Source organism: uncultured Lacinutrix sp. (assembly GCF_947500325.1).
GTDB lineage: Bacteria > Bacteroidota > Bacteroidia > Flavobacteriales > Flavobacteriaceae > Lacinutrix.
On record NZ_CANMRQ010000045.1, the window covers coordinates 1 to 4,512 of the forward strand.

Annotated in this window: 6 protein-coding genes; all 6 read right to left on the reverse strand. The window is 31.2% G+C overall.

Annotation, left to right across the window (positions count from 1 at the left end; genetic code table 11):
- Positions 1 to 224: 224 nt before the first annotated feature.
- Positions 225 to 866, reverse strand: coding sequence for a DMP19 family protein (locus Q0997_RS20005; protein ID WP_299892433.1), 642 nt, complete (start codon positions 864 to 866; stop codon positions 225 to 227).
- A gap of 77 nt (positions 867 to 943) precedes the next feature.
- Positions 944 to 2,365, reverse strand: coding sequence for a hypothetical protein (locus tag Q0997_RS20010; RefSeq protein ID WP_299892435.1), 1,422 nt, complete (start codon positions 2,363 to 2,365; stop codon positions 944 to 946).
- A 164-nt stretch (positions 2,366 to 2,529) separates the two neighbouring features.
- Positions 2,530 to 3,219 (reverse strand): hypothetical protein, encoded by a 690-nt coding sequence (locus Q0997_RS20015; RefSeq protein ID WP_299892438.1) that lies wholly within the window; start codon positions 3,217 to 3,219, stop codon positions 2,530 to 2,532.
- On the reverse strand, positions 3,192 to 3,536 hold the full coding sequence (locus Q0997_RS20020; protein WP_299892441.1) for a PadR family transcriptional regulator: 345 nt from the start codon (positions 3,534 to 3,536) through the stop codon (positions 3,192 to 3,194). The genes Q0997_RS20015 and Q0997_RS20020 overlap by 28 nt, the downstream gene beginning before the upstream one ends.
- A 220-nt stretch (positions 3,537 to 3,756) precedes the next feature.
- The gene (locus tag Q0997_RS20025; protein ID WP_299892444.1) at positions 3,757 to 3,960 is read right to left on the reverse strand and encodes a hypothetical protein; all 204 of its coding nucleotides are present in this window, start codon (positions 3,958 to 3,960) and stop codon (positions 3,757 to 3,759) included.
- Positions 3,953 to 4,351, reverse strand: a complete 399-nt coding sequence (locus tag Q0997_RS20030) for a DUF5063 domain-containing protein (RefSeq protein ID WP_299892447.1) — start codon at positions 4,349 to 4,351, stop codon at positions 3,953 to 3,955. Before Q0997_RS20030 ends, Q0997_RS20025 begins: the two co-directional genes overlap by 8 nt.
- Between the last annotated feature and the right edge of the window lie 161 nt (positions 4,352 to 4,512).

The window sequence follows — 4,512 nt, forward strand, 5'->3', positions numbered from 1 at the left end:
TCACTGTAACGTCTAATTACTTTGTCATTTCTATACATAATGTTTAAAATTATGTAGCCTTATTTCAGGACGGGTCAAAATGTGCTACAACGTGTTTGTATATGGTTTGTTGCGTGTTTTAAGCACCTAATTTAGCAAATACAAACCGAATAGAAAATCCGCGAGGATTTTCGTAAGTAGGCTAGAACTAGCAATAAATTATATACGGTGTTAGCCACTGTGTTTTATTCAGTTGTAAATTCTTTATTATTTTCTCTAATATATTTAATTCGTAAATCACTTATATTTTCGGAATCATACAGTTTATAAAATTCAGTGTCCAAATCGTTTAAAGGATTGTCTTTATATGATTCGCTAAAACTTTCCATAGTTCCATCGTCAAATTCCTCAAGTCGCTCTTTGTTTTCCGTAAATAAGTTATTCGCACGTAAAGTCAGTCCCGAGAACTTTTCCGCTCCAATAGTTTTAAATCCAATTTCAGCCATTTCCGCATATTGTCCGCTTGAATTGAAGTAGAATTGATTAAATCCACCATTATTTACTTCTGCTTCCAGCCACCAAGTCGAAAAGACTGCTTGTTGTCCTTTAGTCAATTTTGATATTTTATCTAAAGTGTAATGTTCTCCATTTTCAAAATAGGTGTCAATATTGTCCATAATTGCCTGTTCCAATTTGTCGTCAGGAATATTGGTTATAATTTCAGGTGTTAGCTTTTTATAAATTTTCCGATTGTTAAATTCATCAATGCTTTTTTCAATAAGTAAATCCATTTCGGATTTTTCGTTATTCGGTTCATTTTTTCCTTTGCAACCGAAAAAACTTAAAATAGAAGTTAGAATCATTATCGTTATTATCCTTTTGTTCATTGGCTGGTTACATTGTGGCTAACGATTTGTGTATGGTGTCGAAGCATCCCGAAGGGTGCTATGCACTATACACCTTGTTAGCTACCGTATTTTTCTAATTTTATTTTCAATTCGTTTCCTGAAATAGCTGTCATTTCAATATCTTCAATTTCACTTTCTCCAATAACAATTTCTTTTTCACCAAATTGCAGTTCTGTCTGGGTTAATCCAATGGCAATGATTGTGGCTTTTTCTCCCTTCGGAAGTTTGTTATACCCGTCTTTATTCTTCGTAAACCAATACTCATTTTCAGAATGTTCAGAGCCACTGAGAATTATATTTCGTCCGTTTATTATAAGGTTTATCAATGGTGCCTTTTGGTTGGTTTTGGCAATTAGTTTTACAGGAACCGCTTTAGGGTCTTCATAGAAGAAATCTACGTTTACCCAACCAAACTTCATCGCATCATAAGAAATCATAGCTGAATTCAAGCTTTTGAGCTTTGTAGTATCTATCAACTTTGTTGTGTCAATTTTAGTTAGTTTTTGAGAGGCAAACATTTTATAAAGTTGAATCGTCCATTGACCATGTTCTTTAGCTCTTTTTATAATAGATTCATGAGCATCTTTTTGTAATTGGGTTCTTGGTCCTCCATTGGGTCCTGGGGGTACATTATTCAAGTAATAATTAACTCGGTCAGTTGAATCTTGAATAAAATGGTCAACAACCATTTCATCAATCTCCCAAAGGTTTTTATCGAGGTTTTCTATGTAAATATTAACTACTTCTTCCCAACAGGTTGAATGGTATCTGTCGGCAAACTCTTTTGTAGCAAGAATAGTGTTTTCAAAATCAGTTATATTACCGTAGTAATTGTAATACTTGTTTTTGATTGTATCAGTAGTTATTCCATAATAATTAGAACATTCAGTTGGGAATTGGTTTTTGCTAATAAACTTTATAGGGTACGGTACTAACGATTTTGTAGGCTCTTCTTTTTGCTCCCAATTTATTAGACCGCCTTCATCACGTACGCCAAGAAAAATGTCAGGGTCATTATTTAAGTCTTTTTGTGGAATTTGAATTCGAATTGAAGTGTTGTCTGCAATCTTCAATTCATTGCCATTTTCGTCCTTAGCAGAGATGTATAGCATTCCTTTACTTTCAAGTATTTGGTCATTATGAATTGTTTGAAGATTGGAAGTAATGAAATCCTGAATTGTGAAGTTTTCTTTCAATTCAATTGTAATTTTCCCATTCACTCTGTTTCCGCTTGCATTAACTAATGACTTTTCTGGAATAATCAGAATTGTTCCTTTTTCTCCAACTAAAGTGTTTGATTTAGAATTGTCGATTTGAAATTTTTGATTCTCTCCCGAAATCAATTGTAAGGAGTCAATTAGCTGGGTTGGAATATCTCCATATTCTTGATTAACTATTTCGACAGTATCAGTTGGTTTATTTTCGCTACACCCAAACAGGAATAAAGCGATAAGAATTGGAAATATTATTTTATTCATCTACGATTTCTTTTTAATGGTAGCTAACGGAATTGTGTATGGTTAGTTGCGTTGTTAAGCAACTAATTTAGTAAACAAATACGAACCTGAGAAAATTCCGAAGGAATTTTCCAAATAAGCACTTGCTAAAGCAATTAATTATACACGGTGTTGTAGCCAGTACTTTATTCCAAGATTTTTATCTTATTTTCCTTTTTTGTTGAATAAAATACAATGCAAGAAATAATTATGATAAATATTCCAATTATTAGTGAATATATATTCAAGGTCAGATATATGCTACCAGATTCCGAAAAACCAACTGAACCTGATAAAGTATTTGAACTAACATACTCCATTAATTTACCAACTATAATTAGAATAGATAACATTGGAATACTTGTTAATTTTTTAATAAAGGAAATTCTGTTTTTATATTGAAAGTAAACTACTATTAACAAACCCAAAGTCATTAGTAAAAGTATGCTTATTGATATAAAATTCAAGTTGTAATTTTCTACACCAAACTTATGCGCAATAACTATAGATAATTGAGTTAAAAAATTTGATATTGTTATAAAAGCAAAAAACAATAGAATTCCTTTTAGATAGGGAATAATCCTATTTCTGAAATAAAATCCATCATTTACTTTTCCGAATTCAGTCGTTAAATCTTTTACATTCCCAATTCGTTCTTTTGCTATTATTAATGATTCTTCAATACTTAAACCAAGTAGTTGAAGCTCGTGTATTTCATCTAGTAAATGACTTTCTAATTCGTTTATATTGTCAAGAGTCATTTTTGAGTTTTTCGATAGTTTTGATTTCCATATTTCGATATTTTTATTTAAGTCAAAGTTGGTTCTATTTTCCATAAGTTAGTTATTATTTGATTGATTGTTGTCCAATTTTCTTTCTGCGATACAAGTTCTTTTTTTCCTTTGTTACTAATTGTATAGTATTTTCTTTTTCTTCCAGATTCGGGAATTTTCCAATAGGATTCAATTAGTTCCTTTTTTTCTAATTTATGTAAAACAGGATATAAAGTTCCATCTCCATATTCTAATTTTCCATTGGATATTTCTTTTACCTTTTTGATTATTTCATACCCGTAAGATTCGCTTTTTGAAAGAATAGATAGAATAATAGGAATTGAAGAAGCTCCGATTAATTCTTTTGATATTTTTTCCATATAATATTCTTTTATGAATACAAATATACTTAGAAGTTCGATGTATAAAAAGTAAAATTGTAATTATTTTCTCGTATTGGCTACAACGTATTTGTGTATGATTTTTTGCGGGAAAGGAGGCGAGTCATTTTCCGTTGTTGCGGAAAGATAATTAATAAGATTGAATTTCCGGTGAGGAAATTCAGCCGCAATTAATTATACACGTTGTTGTAACACGTTTTTATTTTTTATTTCCGTGATAATTAGGGTTTGATTCAAATTCTCCAGTTATTTCTCCGCTTTCATTTACTTTCCAAGCACCTCTTATAAATTCAGCAGGAACTTCTTCTTTTCCCTCGTATTCTTTATCCAAAACATAAACCCAACCATTAGGATTTCTTTTTGCTTCTTTTATTAATTCAGGTGATAAATTTCGTTTATTCATTTCGTTCTTTAAGTCGCTTTAGTAAATCCACCAAATGCTGCTCAGAATGTGTTCGCATAGAAAACTCAAAATGCCAAAGAGCATCATTTTTACTCGTGTTTTCCATTCTCCATTTAACAGATAGCAAATCTTTAATTATGTCACTTAAATCATCTAATTCGTCTCCACAGCCAGTTTCAATGTTCGGTTCCATTTTATTTGAATCCAAAACCATACTATACCAATCGAAGTCAGGGAAATTTGATTTAACATTTTCCTTTATTTCGTTATAATTAAAATCAGGTTCTTCGTCATAATCCGTTTCGTCAAATTCAAATTCCACATTTATAAATTCCGAGTAAATTCCGACTAACAGCTTTTTTAGAACATCGGTTTTGTCGGTCAATTCCACTTTTGGATTGATTCCGAATTCCGTGATTTCGTCTATTAGTTTTCTTAATTTACTCAATGTTTCTTGGTTTGGTCAAATGTGTTACAACGGTTTGTGTATGAAACGTAGCGTGTAAAAAGATGCTAACTTTTCGGATAAACACAGAGCCGAATTTTTATATT